The sequence below is a fragment of the Pseudomonas cucumis genome, assembly GCF_030687935.1.
Taxonomy (GTDB): domain Bacteria; phylum Pseudomonadota; class Gammaproteobacteria; order Pseudomonadales; family Pseudomonadaceae; genus Aquipseudomonas; species Aquipseudomonas cucumis.
Window position 1 is genome coordinate 507,276 of record NZ_CP117454.1, and the last position, 16,121, is coordinate 523,396.

The window sequence follows — 16,121 nt, forward strand, 5'->3', positions numbered from 1 at the left end:
TTGCGGGTACTGTTGATCAAGACTTCTTCGCTGGGCGACGTGATTCATGCGTTGCCAGCGTTGACCGACGCGGCGCGGGCGATCCCCGGCATCACGTTCGACTGGGTGGTGGAAGAAGGCTTCGCCGAGATTCCGACCTGGCACCCGGCCGTGGGCAAGGTGATTCCGGTGGCGATCCGTCGCTGGCGCAAGAACATCTGGCAGACCATCAAGAGTGGCGAGTGGAAACGCTTCAAACAAAGCATTCGCGCGACCAAATATGACTTGGTGATCGATGCCCAGGGCCTGCTGAAAAGCGCGTTGCTGACCCGCTACGCCAAAGCCCCGGTGGCGGGGCTGGACAAAAACTCGGCCCGCGAACCAATCGCCGCGCGATTCTATTCCCGACGTCTGGCCGTGGCCCGTGGGCAGCACGCGGTAGAGCGAGTGCGTCAGCTGTTCGCAGTGGCCCTGGGTTACGACCTGCCCAAAGGCTTGGGCGACTATGGCCTGAACGTCGAGCGGCTGGTGGAATTGCCGCGCAAGAATCCGTACGTGGTGTTTCTCCACGGCACCACTTGGGACACCAAGCACTGGCCCGAAGCCTATTGGCGCGAGCTGGCCGAGCGGGTGGGTTATCTCGGCGTGGCGGTGAAGCTGCCGTGGGGTAATGCCGTCGAAAAGGCCCGCGCCGAGCGCATCGCCAAAGATATGAAGCACGTCGAAGTGCTGCCCAAACTGAACCTGGCGGGGGTCGGCAAAGTCCTGGTCGGAGCGCAAGCCTGCGTAGCGGTGGACACCGGTCTCGGTCACCTCGCTGCGGCGCTGGACGTACCGACCCTGTCGCTGTTCGGCCCGACTAACCCGGGCCTGACCGGCGCGTACGGCAAGTCGCAGATTCACATGGCCAGCGACTTTCCCTGCGCCCCGTGCCTGCAAAAGAAATGCACCTATCAACCGACGGCCGACGATGCCCGTCGGTTCGACCTGAAACGCGAGTGGCCCCTGTGCTTCACGCGTCTGAATCCCGAGCGTGTCGCGAGCCGACTGAGCACGTTGTTACTGGCTGAGGAGCTGCGCTGATGCAATTGGCATTTGTCCTGTACAAGTACTTTCCATTCGGGGGCTTGCAGCGCGATTTCATGCGTATCGCCCTGGAGTGTCAGCAGCGCGGCCATCAGATTCGCGTCTACACACTGATCTGGGAAGGCGATATTCCACCGGGTTTCGAAGTGCTGGTGGCACCAGTCAAGGCGTTCTTCAATCATCGACGCAACGAGAAGCTCACCGAGTGGATGGAGGCTGATCTGGCCAAGCGTCCGGTGGACCGCCTGATCGGTTTCAACAAGATGCCGGGCCTGGACGTTTACTACGCCGCCGACGGCTGCTTCGAAGACAAAGCGCAAAACCTGCGCAACTCGCTGTACCGTCGTTGGGGCCGCTACCGGCACTTCGCCGAGTACGAGCGCGCGGTGTTCGCCAAGGATGCCAAGACCGAAGTGCTGATGATTTCCGAAGTGCAGCAGCCGCTGTTCATCAAGCATTACGACACGCCGCTTGCGCGCTTCCATTTGCTACCGCCGGGTATCTCTCAGGACCGTCGCGCGCCGGCCAATGCCGCCGAGGTCCGTGCCGGGTTTCGTCGCGAGTTCAACCTGAAAGATGATGAACTGCTGCTGGTGCAAATCGGCTCCGGGTTCAAGACCAAAGGCGTGGACCGCAGCCTCAAGGCACTGGCTGCCTTGCCCGCCGAACTGAAAAAGCGCACCCGGCTGTTTGTAATTGGCCAGGACGACCCCAAAGTATTCCAGTTGCAGAGCGCCACATTAGGGCTCGGCGACAACGTGCAGTTCCTCAAGGGGCGTAGCGATATCCCGCGTTTCCTGCTCGGTGCCGATCTGTTGATCCACCCGGCGTATAACGAAAATACCGGGACGGTGCTGCTTGAAGCCGTGGTGGCCGGGTTGCCGGTGCTGGTGAGCGCGGTGTGCGGGTACGCCCATTACATTGCCGAGGCCGACGCCGGTCTGGTGCTGGACGAACCCTTCGATCAGGCGCAACTGACGCAGTACCTGACCGGCATGTTGAATGACGCAAATGCACGGGCGGCCTGGAGCCGCAATGGTCTGGCCTTCGCCGAGACGGCCGACCTCTACAGCATGCCGCAGCACGCGGCCGATGTGATTCTGGCGGAGCACGCTTAATGAAGTTGATGCTGGCTGAACCGTTCAAGAGCCTCTGGGCCGGACGGGATCCGTTCGCCGAAGTCGAGGGCCTCAAGGGCGAGGTGTACCGCGAACTTGAAGCGCGCCGGACGCTGCGTACTGAAGTAAACGGCCACGGGTTCTTTGTGAAAATCCACCGGGGCATCGGCTGGGGCGAGATCTTCAAGAACCTGCTGACCGCCAAGCTGCCGGTGCTGGGCGCGGGCCAGGAGTGGAAGGCCATTCAGCGCCTGCAAGAAGTCGGCGTGCCGACCATGACCGCTGTCGCTTACGGCGAAAAGGGCAGCAACCCGGCGGACCAGCATTCGTTCATCGTCACTGAAGAGCTGGCGCCCACCGTCAGCCTCGAAGATTTCAGCATCGACTGGATCAAGCAGCCGCCCGAGCCAAAACTCAAGCGCGCCTTGATCGCCGAAGTCGCGCGCATGACCGGCATGATGCACCGCGCCGGGGTCAACCACCGCGACTGCTACATCTGCCACTTCCTGCTGCACACCGACAAACCGGTAACAGCCGACGATTTCAAGCTGTCGGTGATCGATCTGCACCGTGCCCAGACCCGTCCGACGATTACCCAACGCTGGCGCAACAAGGACCTGGCGGCGCTGTATTTTTCGGCGCTGGACATCGGCCTGACCCGTCGCGACAAACTGCGTTTCCTCAAGGGTTACTTCCAGCAGCCCCTGCGCCAGATTCTGGCAGAAGAAGCGGGATTGCTGGCATGGCTCGAAGGCAAGGCCAACAAGCTCTACGAGCGTAAACAGCGATATGGGGATGCGCTCTGATGTCGGGTTGGACACTGGAACCTGCTTACAGCGATCTGGCAGAAGACTTCGGCAGCCTTGACGCGGTGTTCGCGCTCAAGGGCGAGCGACTGACCCGCGATCCACTGTCCGAGGTCATTCGCGTCCAGCGCAATGGCGTCAACTATTACGTCAAGCGCTACGTCGGCGCCGGCAAAGGCCTGCGCCGTTACCTGGGCAAGCCGCGAGTGAAAGCCGAATGGCAGAACCTCAAGCGTTTCGCCAAGTGGGGCATTCCCACCGCCGAAGTAGTGGCCTGGGGGCTGGAGCGACGCGGCGTGGCTTACGACCGTGGGGCGATGATCACACGCGAACTGCCCCATACCGAAGACTTGTCCGTCCTGGCTGACCGGCATGATCCGAAGCTGGCGGACCGCGCCTGGGTCGACAACATCAGTCGACAGCTGGCGGGCTATACCCGGACCATGCACGACCACCGGTTTACCCATAATGATTTGAAGTGGCGCAATCTGCTGATTGACGATGAGCCCCGGCTGTTTCTGATCGACTGCCCCAACGGTGATTTCTGGCGCGGCTTCTGGCTCAAATACCGAATTACCAAAGACCTGGCTTGTCTGGACAAAGTGGCCAAATATCACCTGTCGGCTACCCAGCGTCTGCGCTTTTACCTGCAATACCGCCAATGTACCCGGCTCAATGCCGCCGACAAGAAACGGATTCGGCACGTGGTGAGATTTTTCGAGGGACGCGAATGACTGATTTTCTGGCTGCTGAAGACCGTGCGCTGCTTGAGCGTCATGGCCTCGGCACCTTCGACGCGCTCTGGGCCAAACAGCTCGAGGCGGTGGATGAACCCAATACCGGTCGGGGTGGCTGGAGCAGTGTATTTCGGCTGGAACTGGAAGGTCATGGCTATTACCTCAAACGCCAGAGCAACTACCTGACACGCACATTTCATTCGCCTTTTGGCGAGCCGAGTTTTTCCCGTGAGTTTCGCAACATCAGTCGTTATCAGAAACTGGGTATACCGGCGCTGCAGGCGGCGTTTTTCGGTGAGCGCAAAGTCGACGGTGAAGTCCGGGCGATTCTGCTAACCCGCGCGCTGGACGGTTGGGATGACCTGGATTCGCTGTTGCAGCGCTGGTCCGATCTGAGCGCGGCGCAGCATTCGGCGATTCTGAAAGCCTGTGGGCAACTGGCGCGACGTCTGCACGAGATGCATCAACTCCATGGTTGCTTCTATCCCAAGCACATTTTTCTCCAAGCCACCGGTGACGGTTATCAGGCTCAGTTGATCGACCTGGAGAAAACCCGCCCGCTGTTTTTTGGTCAGCGTGATCGGGTCAAGGACCTGGACCCGTTGCTGCGTCGGGCGCCAGAATGGAGCGAAAGTCAGCTGCGCGAGTTGTTGGCGGTTTATCTGGATCAGCCATTGAACAGTTCGCTGGTGGACAGTTGGGTATCGCGCTTGAGTGCGCGGCGCAGTCACAAGGAGGCGCGTTGATGCGTTTGTCCGAGCTGAAAAACGCGGGCCGCAGCCCGAGCCTGCCTCTAAGCATTCCACTGGCCGATGCCGCGGGGGCTGCAGAGTTGCAATTGCTGAGCCTGTTGCGGGTATTGCCGGGGCAACGTTATGTGGGTGCCGGCGTCTGGCGCGGTCGGCCGGTGCTGGCCAAGCTGCTGGTCGGCAGTAAAGCGGCGCGGCATTTTCAGCGTGAGCTGGACGGCGTGCGTTTGCTTGCCGCTCAGGGGCTGACCACACCGTTGCTATTGGCTGATGGCCTGAAGGACGGCGAGGGCGGCTGGCTGCTGTTCGATTTCCTCGAGGGGGCCGAGAGCCTGGGGGATGCCTGGCAACAGGTCGAGCACTTGCCGGTGTTGGCGGATGAACAATCAGCGGTGCTGGCCGAGGCCTTGGGCGCGATCGGCCATCTGCATAGCAAGGGCCTGTGGCAGGAAGACCTGCACCTGGACAACCTGCTGCGCCATGGCGGTCAGTTGTATTTGATCGATGGCGCCGGGATCTGTGCCGAGACGGCTGGCAAGCCACTGTCACAGCAGAAAGTCCTGGAAAACCTCGGAGTGTTTTTCGCCCAGTTGCCCAAATCCCTGGAACCCTTCACCGAAGAATTACTGGTGTATTACCTGCTGGAAAACGGCGAGCATGCCTTGCCCATGGAAGCGTTGCAGAAGCAGATCGACAAGGTCCGTCGCTGGCGTTTGAAGGATTTCCTGATCAAGGTCGGCCGTGAATGCACGTTATTCAGCGTCCAGCGCGGCGCATTCGGCCTGCGGGCGATTCGTCGCGAGGAAGAGGCGGCGATGTTGCCGGTGCTGGAGCAGGCCGATGCCTTGCTCGATCAAGGCCATCTGTACAAGACCGGCGGCGCGGCGAGCGTCGGCAAGGTCGAGGTGGCGGGTCGCACATTGGTGGTCAAGCGCTACAACATCAAAGGCTTTGCCCATTGGCTCAAACGTTTCTGGCGCCCGAGCCGCGCCTGGCACTCATGGCGTGAAGGTAATCGCCTGGCGTTCCTGGGCATCGCCACACCCAAGCCGTTGGCGTTACTGGAGAAGCGTTTTCTCTGGCTGCGCAGCCGGGCGTACCTGGTGACCGAGTATTTGCCGGGGCCGGACATCATCGAGCGGTTTGCGCCGTACGTTGAAAGTGGCGAGGCACCGGAAGCCGAATTGCAGGCTCTGGATCACCTGTTCGCCGAGCTGATTCGCGAGCGGATCAGCCATGGAGATTTCAAGGGTCATAACCTGTTCTGGCAGCAGGATAGTTGGGCGCTGATCGATCTGGATTCGATGTGTCAGCATGGCTCGCTCAGCAGCTTTGCCCCGGCCTATGCGCGGGATCGGGCGCGGTTCATGCGCAACTGGCCCGAGAGCAGTGCGCTGTACCAAGTGATTGATCAGCGTCTGCCCAAAGATATCTCTGGCGCTGCCTGAATCGGGTCTTCGTCCCTATCGCGGGCAAGCCCGCTCCCACATAACTGACTGGCATGAGGGTCATTCCCGCGACGTTTACGCTATAATCCCGCCCTTTAGCTGTCTCTCGCCCCTTGCGAGGGCACATTAATTTTTGAGGCGCGTTGCGCCTGCATGCAGACTAAAGAGGCTAGACCCCTGTGGCATTGACGATTCTTGGCCTGTCCGGCGCCCTTAGCCATGATCCTTCCGCAGCCCTGTATATCGACGGCAAGCTGGTCGCGGCGGCTGAAGAAGAGCGCTTCGTGCGCGATAAACATGCAAAGAACCGCATGCCTTACGAATCCGCGAAGTTCTGCCTCGAGCAGGCGGGCATCAAGCCGTCCGACGTTGACGTGGTAGCGATTCCGTTCGCGCCGATCAGCCTGTTCGGCAAGGCTCGCTGGCACTACGCCAAGCGTTACTGGTATGCCCCGGACCGCGCCCTCGACGCGATCCTGATGGGTAACCGTCGCTACAAGCGCTATCGCAACAAGATTGTCTGGTGCCTCGAGCAACTGGGCTTCGATCCGAAGAAAATCAAGATCGAGCCGGTCGAGCACCACTTGGCCCACGCCTCCAGTGCCTACCACTGCTCCGGTTTCAAAGAAAAAACCGCGATCCTCGGGATCGACGGCAAGGGTGAGTACGCCACGACCTTCTTCGGTTACGGCGAAAACGGCAAGATCCACAAGATCAAGGAATTCTTCGATCCGGACTCCCTCGGCGGCCTGTACGGCGCAATCACCGAGTTCCTCGGTTTCGAGATGCTCGACGGTGAATTCAAGGTCATGGGCATGGCGCCGTACGGCGACGCCAGCAAATACGATTTCTCGCGCCTAGCCTCGTTCGAGAATGGCGAGCTGGTGATCAACACCGACTACGCCAACGTCATCGGCCTGCGTCGCTATAAAGAGAAGGGCAAAGGTTTCTACTTCTCGCCGAAGCTGATCGAGTGGCTGGGGCCAAAGCGTGAAGGCGACATCGCCGACGAGCCGTACATTCATTACGCCGCGAGCATGCAAGCGCTGTTCGAGAAACTGGCGTTGCAGATGATCGACCATTACCTGGGCGATGTGCTCAAGGAAACCGGCAAACTGGCCTTCGCCGGTGGCTGTGCGTTGAACGTCAAGCTGAACCAGAAAATCATCGCTCGCGACGACATCAAAGAGCTGTTCGTTCAGCCTGCGTCCGGCGATGCCGGTACCGCGGTTGGCGCTGCGGCTTACGTGTCCCACGCCCGTGGTGTACCGGTCGAGAAGATGGAACACGTCTACCTCGGCCCGTCCTACAGCAACGAAGACGTGATCGCAGCCTGCGCCCGTCACGCCGACAAGCCAAAGTGGCGCAAGCTCGATAACATGCCGGAGCAGATCGCCAAAATCATGGTCGATGGCAACCCGGTGGCCTGGTTCCAGGGCCGCATGGAATTCGGTCCGCGCGCCTTGGGCGGTCGTTCGATCATTGGCTGCCCGAGCGTGGCCGGTGTGGCGGATCGCATCAATCATCAAATCAAGTTCCGCGAGCGCTGGAGGCCTTTCTGCCCGTCGATGCTCGACACCGTTGCACCGCAGATGATCAAGATCGATCACCCGGCACCGTTCATGACTTTCACCTTCGAAGTGGCTGAAGAGTGGAAAACCCGTGTGCCGGAAGTCGTCCATGAAGACGGCACGTCCCGGGCCCAGGTGCTCAAGCGCGAATACAACCCGCGCTACTACGACATGATGAAGGCGCTGGAAGTGCTGACCGGTAACGGCGTGTCGCTGAACACCTCGCTCAACCGTCGTGGCGAGCCGATGATCTGCTCGCCGACCGACGCCTTGAATATGTTCTTCGGCTCCGACCTGCAGTATCTGATCATGGAAGACATTCTGGTGGTCAAAGAAGGTGCGGACGGGTATGCGGTTGACTGACGTGCTGATCAGTGTCGTTATTCCAGCTTATAACTACGCCAAAACCCTGCCGCGTGCGGTGAAATCGGTGTTGGCGCAGTTGGGTGATGCCCAGGCTGAGTTGTTGGTGATCGATGACGGCTCCACTGACGCGACGCCGCAAGTTCTGGAGCAGCTCCTGACTGAACATGCCGGATGCTTTAGAGCTCTGCGCAAACCCAATGGTGGTTTGTCCTCGGTGCGTAATCGTGGGATAGAGGAGGCTCGGGGGCAGTATCTGATCTTCCTCGATGCCGATGATGAGATGGCGCCTGGTGCGCTGGCTGCGTTGACCCGGCATATCTCCAGCAATCCTGACAGCCGTTTGATCATTGGCGGTCACTGGTCGGTATTCGACGACGGTCGTCGTGTCCAGCACGCCGTCAAACCCTTGCCAGCCACCCCGCGCCAGCGTGTGCGTGGCTACTTGCTGGACAAGACGGTATCGCTGTCCAACGGCGCCTGCGCGATGCATCGCGAAGTGTTTGCGCCGGGCAACTATCCTGAGCACCTGCGCAACGTTGAAGATATTCCAGTGTTTGCTCAGGTGCTGGCGCGTTTCCCGTGCAGTGTGCTCGATCAGTCGCTGGCGCTGATCTACAAGCATGACGACAGCATGCGCCATGACCTCAAGCAAAGCCTTGCGGCGGGCGTTGGGATGGTTGACGAGGTATTTTCCTCGGCCCGAATGCCTCAGGAATTGCAGGACTTGCGCCAGGCTTTCCTGGCTCAGCGCTGCCTGTCATTGTTCCGCGATTGCTACAGTGCCGGCGATTATGTCAACGCCAAGGCTTTTTACGCCCGCGCCGTGCGCGCCGATCTGCGCTCGCTCACTCGCTGGTCCTATGCCCGCAAGGCCATCCGGTTGTTGTTCAAGTGAGCGCACCACGGTCTGACGCAAGTGTGTTCCAGGCTGAAGGATGCTGGGCACAAAAAGCGCGTGAGCTGGACCGTTACCGCTGGAAGCTGCTGCGCGAGCGTCATGGTCGCTTTGGTAGCCTTTTGCGCCTGGTTCGTGATGTGCTGGTGGATGTGGCGGTCGGGGTACGCGCCAAGGCGTGCTTGAGTGGTTCGGTCGTCGCTGCACCCTGTGAGGTGCTGTTGCTGCATTCGGCACCAAAGTCCATGGCGTTGCAGCGCAAGAATATTCTGATCGAAGGCCTGCGTAAGCGCGGGCACCACCTGACAGAGGCAGCGTTACGTTCTCCGTCGGACGCCTGCGCCCAGCGCATGCTCCTGGCGCCGCCGCAGTCTGTGCCGCTGCGTTATCTGGTGTACGCCGCCCATGCCCAGTGGTTGGTGATGACGTATTCGCCCAAGGTGCTGATCAACGAACGCAACGGTAGTCTTCATGCGCCGTTCCTGCGCTTGGCATTGGCTGCGCGCGGTGCCCGACTGCTGCAACTGGCCCATGCCACGACGCTGGAATCTTCACGGCGACTGGGGATGAACGATTACGACTATTACGGCGTCTTTGGCCATAGTTCGCTGGTCGCTTTGCAAGAAAGAACATTGCGGTTCGGTGAGTCGACGGTGGTGCTGATCGGTTCTTACCTCGCCGATGAAACTTATGATCTGCCAGTTGCCGATCCTGCTCTCCAGACGTTGTTAATACTGGGAGTGGGTCCTGATCGGGAAAAAGAACCGGGCTACCAGCGCACTTATCAGTTACTGCGCGACTGGGCCGGGCAGCATCCGCATTATCGCGTGCTGTTCAAGCGTCATCCGCGCAGCAAGGCGCAATTCTGGAGCGATGCCGCTGCGCAGTTAGCCAACATCGACTTGCTGGATAGCAAGTGTTCACTGGCGGACGCTCTAGCGCAGGCCAGCGTTGTCGTCAATATCATGTCCAATGCTGGTATCGAGGCAGGGCTGGCGGGGCGGCCGGTAATCCATGTGAATGCGGGCAGCGATGTGGATATCTTCTCTCACTCACTGTTTTTTGGGCCTCAAGTGCGCGATGAGCATGAGTTTTCCCGCCAGTTGCAAGCGCTTGAGCAGGATTATCCGGGGCATGTGGCCCAGGCCCGGCGTTTTGCCGATTACCACTTGGTATACGGTTCTCAGGGTTTGGCAAAGACCATTCAACTGGTTGATAACTTGCTGCGAGGCGCAGACCCTGCGCGTGACTTCGAGACCTTCAGGCTGTCTGCCGCCGGCTGACACTGGCGACTTAAGGGCTTAAGGGCTTAAGGGCTTAAGGGCTTAAGGGGGTGAGCGCCAGGCTCAGTTCCCGTCCATTGCACACACGTTGATGGTTCAGGTAATGCTCAAGGAACTGGTTGTCCTTGAGTAGCCACTCGCGATCCTGGCGATAGCGCAGCATATGCTTGAAATTACGCAGGCGCAGGCCTTTGCGCAGTGGTTTGCGATAGGTGCGCAGGTCGGCGATGTCGATCAGCCCGAGCGTGTTTTCAGGCGTCAATACCACATTGCCCAGGTGCGCGGAGCGAAAGTAAATGCCGTTCTCATGCAGGCGTGCAATGAACTCACCCAGTTGTGCCCGAAGAGATTCGTTATCGTCGCTGCCCAGCAATTGACGCAGAGTGCGACCGGGTAGGGGGTCGTAATGCACGGCATCGCGCTCGATGCTGGGGATGCGATAAATCTGGCGAACCGTTGGGCATTCGATACTGCGTTCGCGCAGTGCTCGGCAGTTGTCGGCGAAGCGCCGGGCGTAAGGCGCCCAAAGCGCAGAAGTCAGCAGGCGTTTACGGCGAAACAGCTTGAGCATCGAGCCATCGGCCAGGCACAAGACTTTATCCCCTTTACCATCGGCCTCGAGAACGTCGGCGCCCTCGCGCATGTTGAGATAAGCGGTATGGTCGAGCGTTTGCATCAAGGCTCCAAGGCTTGGCCTGATGGGATGGGCAGCCGGCTATGTTACCGCAGTGCGCATGCTGCAAAAAACCGCTGTGGTACAATCGCCGCACTTTTTAAGAGGCAGTTGCCCGTTCACGGGGTTGCCTGGCGCAATACCACAGAGTGCTTGCTTCTGATTTCTGGTTTTATACTTCTATACGCGGACGGGCGAATAACAGAGTGTTGATGTCTGCGGACTTGTCGCACGTGGTTATATTGCGCTTTGGCGGGTGGATGCGGCCTATTTTTTGGACACCCTATGACGACAATGCTGTTCATTTCATTGGCCAAACATCAAGGCCTCTATTTCAATCGGTTACTCAATGAGACCGAGCTGCAAGGTAAAGTCGTTCCCCCTCCACAGATGCCTTGGCCAAGGTTGTTGCAGACTTCCAGAGTGCTTTCGCGAATCGACTGGCCGAGCCTGATCGAAGAAAAATGCGAGGAGCGGCGCGTCAAGAAAAAAAACGATGGTCGCTTGTATCGTCTGTTGTTACGTCTTGAGCTGATTTGGATGGCGCTGCGTGCCCAGGCCTTGCTTGATCGCGAGCGCCCCGATGTGCTGGTGTTCTGGAATGGTTCCCACCGCTACTGCCGGTTGCTGAAGGCCTTGGCGCCGCCGGGTTGTAAGACTTTCTTCTTCGAGAACGGCTTGTTGCCCGACACCACAACCGTTGATCCGCAGGGCGTGAACTACCTGAACGCCGTTCCGCGTGATGCCGGTTTTTACCTCAACTATCCCTATCCCGTGCCTGAAAATCAGGCAGTGCCCGTGCTGATTCCACGCCAGCCTCGTACCAGTGGCCCGGCACCGATTGTGCTGCCGGAGCAGTTCGTCTTTATTCCGTTCCAGGACGACCGCGATAGTCAGGTTCGGCTGTTTTCTCCCTGGATCAAGAACATGCGCGAGATGTTCGCATTGGGCGAGCGCTTGGCCAAAGAGACTGGATTGACAGTGGTGTTCAAGGAGCATCCATCCAGTCGCGAAACGTATCCTGAGTTGCATGAGCGTACTCACGAACGTCTGTTGTTCGCCAACGGCAACGCCACTCAGCAGTTGATCGAGTCCAGTCAGTTTGTGGTCACGCTGAACTCGACGGTTGGCCTGGAAAGCCTGCTTTTGGGTAAGCCCGTGCTCACCCTGGGTCAGGCGTTTTTCAATATCGAAGGGCTAGTAATGCATGCCGATAACGCCGAGCAGGTGGTGGAACTGGCGCGCGCATTCCCGCAATGGCCACTCGATGAGCGGTTGAGGCGTAACTTTCTCCATTACCTCTCTGAACACTACTGTATCAAGGGTGGCTGGAAGAACGCCGACAAGGCCCAGTTGCAGCGGGTCGCCAATCGAATGTTGGGTAAAGCCGAATGCTGACGGGAATGAAGAAAATTATCGGTAAGGATGTCCTGGAAATGTGGGCGTCTATCGGTTTTCTTGTGCTGCTGTGTGGGGCGTGGGTACTGCCGGACAATAAGCTTTATCACCAAATGATGATTTTCCTGCTGTGGCTGCCTGCCTTGTTGGCGCTGTTCCACCGGGATTTTCGCGCGATGCTCAAACAACCGGAGTGCATCCTCTTTGCTATCTTCGCGGCCTGGACGTTATTGGTGCTGATGGTTGAGGGCGGTAATAACATCTTTGGCAAAAGCAAGGTGACGCTCTATGTGGCCCTTACCCTGTTAGGCGTGCTACTGGCTGCACAGAACCGCAAGTGGCGGTTCGAGTCCATGTTGTTGTACGCATCGATTATTGGCGGTTTTTTTGCTGCAGCTTCCTGGGTCTACTTTTATGACGTGTCCGCTCAACCTTTCAGCGACAGGCTGATTGCCATTGGCCTGTGGGACACTGCAATCATGGCCGCGCATGCGGTGGGGGGCTTGCTGATTCTTGGCGTCTTCACGTTGCAGACCAAGCGCTTCAACCCCTGGGCGCTGGTGTTGCTGCTGATTCCGGCGCTGGGATATGCGCTATTCCTGGGCTTTAGCCAAACACGCGGTGTGTGGATCGGCTTGTTGGCCTGTCTATTCGTGATGGGAGTGGCGCGACCGTCGCGCCTGGGAGGCGGGCTGATCATTCTGGTGGTCCTGGGGTTGGCATCCATTGCTGTATTCAAGCCGGAAATTCTCTTGCAACGCGGCGTTTCTTTCCGCCCTGAGCTATGGAGCGGCGGCGTTCAATTGATGCTGGATCATTGGGGGATGGGATTGGGATTCCATGAGTACCTGATTCCTGTCCCTGAAATCGGACAGGCATTCAAACATCCCCATAACCTGTTCCTGGATATCGGTGTGCGTCTCGGTGTACCTGGGCTCCTGCTATTCGGCTGGCTGTGGCTGGCGGTTGGCTGGCGTGGCTGGGTTTCGCGCGCGCAGCCACTGGGGCAGGTGTTGCTGGCACTCTGGGTGTTTTCCGGGGCGTCATTGATGACCGATGGCATTGGTCTCTGGCTCAAGCCCAATGCGGACTGGTTGATCACCTGGTTGCCGATTGCCTTGAGTATCGTGTTGGCCACTCGTGGGAGCAATGAAACCAAAGGTTCCGTCTGGAGTGTTTCAACCCCTGATGTTCCTGGTCCGGTAGCGAAGTGCTAAAGCGTTTTCGACACCTGGTCCTGGCTGAGCCGATGTTGTAATTCGTTCGCTGTTACAATCCACAGGTTGTCTGTCTTTTTCAAACGTACGAGGCGCGCCGAATGGCCAATTCCGACCAGCAATCAAGCATGAAGATTTACCTGCGGTTGCTGAAATACGTGCTCCCGTACTGGGGCGCTTTCGCCATCAGTATTATCGGCTTCGTGCTATTCGCATCCAGCCAGCCGATGCTGGCGGACATGCTCAAGCATTTTCTCGACGCCTTGCAGAAACCCGATGACACCAAGTTTCTGGGGGTCTCGCTGGTACTCGGCGTACCGTTGTTGATTGTGCTGATTGCCGTCTACCAGGGCATCGGCTCATTTCTGGGTAACTATTACCTGGCCAAGGTTGCCCGTGGTGTGGTCCACGACCTGCGTTGTGCCTTGTTCGACAACCTGTTGACCTTGCCTAACCGCTACTTCGACAACCATAACTCCGGTCACCTGATTTCCCGTATCACCTATAACGTGACAATGGTCACCGGTGCTGCCACTGATGCGATCAAAGTAGTGATCCGTGAAGGCCTGACGGTGGTGTTCCTGTTCGGTTACCTGCTGTACAGCAACTGGAAAATGACCTTGGTATTGCTGGCGATCCTGCCGGTCATCGCGATTCTGGTGAGTAGCGCCAGCAAAAAATTTCGCAAGCAAAGCAAGAAAATCCAGGTGGCGATGGGCGATGTGACCCATGTGGCTTCGGAGACTATCCAGGGCTATCGCGTGGTTCGTAGCTTTGGCGGTGAGACTTACGAAATCGATCGGTTCCACAAGGCCAGTGCCGACAACATGAACCGCAGCCTGGGCATGACCCGCACCCAGTCGATCTACACCCCGATGCTGCAACTGGTGATTTACATCGGCATGGCGGTGTTGATGTATCTGGTGCTTTACCTTCGCGGCGATGCCTCTGCTGGCGAACTGGTTGCCTACATTACCGCCGCCGGTTTGTTACCCAAGCCGATTCGTCAGTTGTCGGAAGTCAGCGCCACGATCCAGAAAGGGCTGGCCGGTGCGGAGAGCATCTTCGAGCAGCTCGACGAAGAACCGGAAGTCGATACGGGCACCAAGGAAATGGTGCGCGTCAGCGGTCGCCTGGAAGTGCGTAACCTGAGCTTCCAGTACCCGGGCACCGAGAAACTTGTGCTCAACGATATTTCCTTTACCGCCGAAGAGGGCCAGATGGTCGCTCTGGTGGGGCGTTCAGGCAGCGGCAAGTCGACCTTGGCCAACCTGATTCCGCGTTTCTATCACCACGACAAGGGCCAGATCCTGCTCGACGGAATGGATGTCGAGGAATACAAGCTGACCAACCTGCGTCGTCACATTGCCCTGGTGACCCAGCAGGTCACCCTGTTCAACGACAGCGTCACCAACAACATCGCCTACGGCGACCTCGCCGGCGCACCGTTCGAAGACGTGCGCAAGGCTGCCGAAGATGCCTACGCCGCCGAGTTCATCGAGCAAATGCCTCAAGGCTACGACACCCTGGTGGGCGAAAATGGCGTGCTGCTTTCCGGTGGTCAGCGCCAGCGTCTGGCGATTGCCCGGGCACTGCTCAAGAATGCGCCATTGCTGATCCTCGATGAGGCTACCTCGGCCCTCGACACCGAGTCCGAGCGTCACATCCAGGCAGCACTGGAACAAGTGATGAAGGGCCGTACCACGCTGGTGATCGCTCACCGCTTGTCGACCATTGAGAAGGCTGACCTGATCCTGTTGATGGACCAGGGCCGTATCGTCGAACGCGGCACCCACGCCGAGTTGTTGGCGTTGAACGGTCTCTACGCACGCCTGCACGAGAAGGATTTCGTCGAAAGCACCGACGAGGCGATGACGGAGTCCCACGTTTGATTTTGAGTTACTGGCGGGCCTGGAGAGAAAGCGGCTGGGTACCCATTGATGCAACGGTTTATACCCAGGCCTGGCAACAGTTTGGCGGCAGCGTGGCGACTCATCCCGAAGTCGTTGAGCGCCTGGCTGGGCTGGTAGGCATCCCGGTGCGTTATCTGGGCTGGTTCGTCGACGGTGAATTGTGCGCCGCGATGCCGACCTGGGGCCGTCATGTGGCCTTGTCCAAGGACGTGCTCAAGCGTGAAGGCAAACGTGGCCTGCTCGATCTCGGCAATGCCGAGATCATCCTGCCGGTTGCCGAAGATGCTCAGGTTCGTCTGCGGCATCACGCGCGTTATGTGTCCGAACTCAATGCCCCAAACATCACCGGTCTCGCTGAGCAACCTGAAGGCCTGGCGCTGGCTCGTGAACCAGAGGACTACAGCAAGAAGTTTCGCTACAACCAGCGTCGTGACCAGCGTTTGCTTGAAGAGGCGGGTGGCATCATCCGACCGATGCTGGAGCTGAGCGCCAGCGAACAGGCGACCATCTATGCCGACCTGTTCCAGCGCCGCTGGAACTTTGAAGCACCGGGCAAGGCGCGTCTTTCTGAAGTGTTCAGCCTGTTGCGTGAGTTCATGACCGGGTCCTTGATTTACCTGAACGACGAGCCGGTGGCGATCCAGATTCTGTACCGGGTCGAGGCACCCAAGTGGGTCAGCCTGGAATACATTAACGGCGGTGTCGATCCGCAGAACCGCGAGTTCAGCCCCGGCAGTGTCCTCAGTTTCGTCAACACCCAAGCCGCGTGGGAGCAGGCCCGAGCTGTGGGCAAGCCGCTGCGTTACTCGTTCGGCCGCGCCGATCGCGAATACAAGGATCGCTGGTGTCACCGGGTTCCGGTCTACCGGGTTTGAGCGAGGA

Annotated in this window: 14 protein-coding genes; 13 read left to right on the top strand and 1 reads right to left on the bottom strand. The window is 58.8% G+C overall.

What is annotated here, in order from left to right; translation table 11 throughout:
• The 9 genes from waaC to PSH97_RS02230 all read left to right on the top strand — a co-directional run bounded on the left by waaC (position 1) and on the right by PSH97_RS02230 (position 10,038).
• Complete coding sequence (gene waaC / locus PSH97_RS02190) at positions 1 to 1,062, top strand: lipopolysaccharide heptosyltransferase I (protein ID WP_305447922.1); 1,062 nt, start codon at positions 1 to 3, stop codon at positions 1,060 to 1,062.
• Positions 1,062 to 2,183, top strand: a complete 1,122-nt coding sequence (locus PSH97_RS02195; protein ID WP_305447923.1) for a glycosyltransferase family 4 protein — start codon at positions 1,062 to 1,064, stop codon at positions 2,181 to 2,183. Before waaC ends, PSH97_RS02195 begins: the two co-directional genes overlap by 1 nt.
• On the top strand, positions 2,183 to 2,989 hold the full coding sequence (gene rfaP / locus PSH97_RS02200; RefSeq protein ID WP_305447924.1) for a lipopolysaccharide core heptose(I) kinase RfaP: 807 nt from the start codon (positions 2,183 to 2,185) through the stop codon (positions 2,987 to 2,989). The genes PSH97_RS02195 and rfaP overlap by 1 nt, the downstream gene beginning before the upstream one ends.
• Positions 2,989 to 3,723 (top strand): lipopolysaccharide kinase InaA family protein, encoded by a 735-nt coding sequence (locus PSH97_RS02205; protein WP_305447925.1) that lies wholly within the window; start codon positions 2,989 to 2,991, stop codon positions 3,721 to 3,723. Before rfaP ends, PSH97_RS02205 begins: the two co-directional genes overlap by 1 nt.
• A complete protein-coding gene (locus PSH97_RS02210; RefSeq protein ID WP_305447926.1) occupies positions 3,720 to 4,472 on the top strand; it encodes a lipopolysaccharide kinase InaA family protein in 753 nt (250 codons plus the stop codon). Before PSH97_RS02205 ends, PSH97_RS02210 begins: the two co-directional genes overlap by 4 nt.
• Positions 4,472 to 5,923, top strand: a complete 1,452-nt coding sequence (locus PSH97_RS02215) for a lipopolysaccharide kinase InaA family protein (RefSeq protein WP_305447927.1) — start codon at positions 4,472 to 4,474, stop codon at positions 5,921 to 5,923. The genes PSH97_RS02210 and PSH97_RS02215 overlap by 1 nt, the downstream gene beginning before the upstream one ends.
• A gap of 179 nt (positions 5,924 to 6,102) precedes the next feature.
• Entirely contained in the window at positions 6,103 to 7,857 is a 1,755-nt protein-coding gene (locus PSH97_RS02220; protein ID WP_305447928.1) for a carbamoyltransferase family protein, read from the top strand.
• Complete coding sequence (locus PSH97_RS02225; RefSeq protein ID WP_305447929.1) at positions 7,844 to 8,755, top strand: glycosyltransferase family 2 protein; 912 nt, start codon at positions 7,844 to 7,846, stop codon at positions 8,753 to 8,755. The genes PSH97_RS02220 and PSH97_RS02225 overlap by 14 nt, the downstream gene beginning before the upstream one ends.
• Complete coding sequence (locus PSH97_RS02230; protein ID WP_305447930.1) at positions 8,752 to 10,038, top strand: glycosyltransferase family protein; 1,287 nt, start codon at positions 8,752 to 8,754, stop codon at positions 10,036 to 10,038. The genes PSH97_RS02225 and PSH97_RS02230 overlap by 4 nt, the downstream gene beginning before the upstream one ends.
• A 34-nt stretch (positions 10,039 to 10,072) precedes the next feature.
• Here the strand turns inward: PSH97_RS02230 and PSH97_RS02235 are convergent, their stop codons facing one another.
• Positions 10,073 to 10,714 carry a BUD32 family EKC/KEOPS complex subunit gene (locus PSH97_RS02235; protein ID WP_305447931.1) on the bottom strand — a complete coding sequence of 214 codons (642 nt, stop codon included), beginning with the start codon at positions 10,712 to 10,714 and terminating at the stop codon, positions 10,073 to 10,075.
• Between the two features lie 282 nt (positions 10,715 to 10,996).
• Here PSH97_RS02235 and PSH97_RS02240 point away from each other — a divergent pair, with 282 nt between their 5' ends.
• The 4 genes from PSH97_RS02240 to PSH97_RS02255 all read left to right on the top strand — a co-directional run bounded on the left by PSH97_RS02240 (position 10,997) and on the right by PSH97_RS02255 (position 16,114).
• Positions 10,997 to 12,109 carry a capsular polysaccharide export protein, LipB/KpsS family gene (locus PSH97_RS02240; protein WP_305447932.1) on the top strand — a complete coding sequence of 371 codons (1,113 nt, stop codon included), beginning with the start codon at positions 10,997 to 10,999 and terminating at the stop codon, positions 12,107 to 12,109.
• The gene (locus PSH97_RS02245; RefSeq protein WP_305447933.1) at positions 12,103 to 13,326 is read left to right on the top strand and encodes an O-antigen ligase family protein; all 1,224 of its coding nucleotides are present in this window, start codon (positions 12,103 to 12,105) and stop codon (positions 13,324 to 13,326) included. The genes PSH97_RS02240 and PSH97_RS02245 overlap by 7 nt, the downstream gene beginning before the upstream one ends.
• Before the next feature lie 101 nt (positions 13,327 to 13,427).
• Positions 13,428 to 15,218, top strand: coding sequence for a lipid A export permease/ATP-binding protein MsbA (gene msbA, locus PSH97_RS02250; RefSeq protein WP_305423952.1), 1,791 nt, complete (start codon positions 13,428 to 13,430; stop codon positions 15,216 to 15,218).
• Positions 15,218 to 16,114, top strand: a complete 897-nt coding sequence (locus PSH97_RS02255) for a GNAT family N-acetyltransferase (RefSeq protein ID WP_305449738.1) — start codon at positions 15,218 to 15,220, stop codon at positions 16,112 to 16,114. The genes msbA and PSH97_RS02255 overlap by 1 nt, the downstream gene beginning before the upstream one ends.
• Positions 16,115 to 16,121 lie beyond the last annotated feature (7 nt).

What these genes read in the sequence shown, in the direction of transcription:
- PSH97_RS02210 (WP_305447926.1), top strand. Translation starts at nt 3,720, where the DNA reads ATGACTGATTTTCTGGCTGCTGAAGACCGTGCGCTGCTTGAGCGTCAT.
- PSH97_RS02205 (WP_305447925.1), top strand. Translation starts at nt 2,989, where the DNA reads ATGTCGGGTTGGACACTGGAACCTGCTTACAGCGATCTGGCAGAAGAC.
- PSH97_RS02240 (WP_305447932.1), top strand. Translation starts at nt 10,997, where the DNA reads ATGACGACAATGCTGTTCATTTCATTGGCCAAACATCAAGGCCTCTAT.
- msbA (WP_305423952.1), top strand. Translation starts at nt 13,428, where the DNA reads ATGGCCAATTCCGACCAGCAATCAAGCATGAAGATTTACCTGCGGTTG.
- rfaP (WP_305447924.1), top strand. Translation starts at nt 2,183, where the DNA reads ATGAAGTTGATGCTGGCTGAACCGTTCAAGAGCCTCTGGGCCGGACGG.
- PSH97_RS02195 (WP_305447923.1), top strand. Translation starts at nt 1,062, where the DNA reads ATGCAATTGGCATTTGTCCTGTACAAGTACTTTCCATTCGGGGGCTTG.
- PSH97_RS02215 (WP_305447927.1), top strand. Translation starts at nt 4,472, where the DNA reads ATGCGTTTGTCCGAGCTGAAAAACGCGGGCCGCAGCCCGAGCCTGCCT.
- PSH97_RS02235 (WP_305447931.1), bottom strand. Translation starts at nt 10,714, where the DNA reads ATGCAAACGCTCGACCATACCGCTTATCTCAACATGCGCGAGGGCGCC.
- PSH97_RS02225 (WP_305447929.1), top strand. Translation starts at nt 7,844, where the DNA reads ATGCGGTTGACTGACGTGCTGATCAGTGTCGTTATTCCAGCTTATAAC.
- PSH97_RS02245 (WP_305447933.1), top strand. Translation starts at nt 12,103, where the DNA reads ATGCTGACGGGAATGAAGAAAATTATCGGTAAGGATGTCCTGGAAATG.